Source organism: Bacillus sp. SRB_331 (genome assembly GCF_003264175.1).
GTDB lineage: Bacteria > Bacillota > Bacilli > Bacillales > Bacillaceae_G > Bacillus_A > Bacillus_A mycoides.
In genome coordinates, this window is sequence record NZ_NADV01000053.1 from 1 (window position 1) to 1,014 (window position 1,014).

The 1,014-nt window shown below is 36.1% G+C and carries 2 protein-coding genes; both read left to right on the top strand.

Features of this window, described 5'->3' with window-relative positions; translation table 11 throughout:
* The coding region (locus B5P42_RS28830) for an L-serine ammonia-lyase, iron-sulfur-dependent, subunit alpha (protein ID WP_181458847.1) at window positions 1–327 on the top strand (327 nt) is incomplete at its 5' end.
* Window positions 328–620: 293 nt separating this feature from the next.
* Window positions 621–1,014 (top strand): aromatic amino acid transport family protein (locus tag B5P42_RS28835; RefSeq protein WP_309251509.1); only part of this gene is annotated, 394 nt, incomplete at its 3' end.

Below are 1,014 nucleotides of genomic sequence, written 5' to 3' on the forward strand. Positions count from 1 at the left end.
GGAACGCCACAGCAATCTTCTGTAGCTTTTTCGATTGCATTACAAAATTTACTCGGTTTAGTTTGTGATCCGGTCGCTGGTTTGGTAGAAATTCCTTGTGTAAAGAGAAACGCCATTGGAACGGCAAATGCTTTAGCAGCAGCGGACATCGCATTAGCCGGCGTAAACAATATCATCAATGCTGACGAAGTTATTGAAGCGATGTATAGAGTTGGAAGACAAATGCCTCGCGAATTAAGAGAGACAGGTTTAGGTGGAATTGCAGCTACACCTACAGGGATTGCCATTAAAAATAAAATCTTTGGAGAGAAACAATCAAATCAATGAACAATTATCGGGTATATTGTGAAATAGTTAACAATCTATTCTCTATTGCTCGCCTAAGGATGTCTGTATATTGGGGGAATTACTAATAAAATATACCACTATATAATTGGGATATTTTATAATTTGTAACAACCCCGTCAGGTTGATGCTTCGCCAATTTTTTGATTTTGATTAACTTAGAAGAAGGATATACGATGTGGCGCACTTTATAAGCAATTCATTTTTCAAGAACGGTCTATATTCCGATGCCTTAAATAGAGAAGTAAGAATAGAAAACTAGGAGGAATTATTATATGAATGGGAATACTGCAAAAAACATAGAATTTCAAGTTGATAATACTGCAGTAAAAAATGAGAAATATCTAGACCCTAAAAAGTGGCATAAACAGGATACTACCTGGGCATTGAGTCTATTTGGAACAGCAATTGGAGCAGGAGTACTCTTCTTACCTATTAATGCAGGTTCAGGTGGTTTATTATCATTGCTGCTAATTACCATACTTGCATATCCTGTTATGTATTACTCACATAGGGCGCTTGCTAAAATGATATACGCTTCTAATTCTGCTGATGAGGGGATTACAGGTACAATAAGAGAGTATTTCGGAAATAAGGCAAGTATAATTTTTAACATAGTATATTTCGTTTCAATTTATACGATCGTGCTGATGTATTCGGTTGCACTTA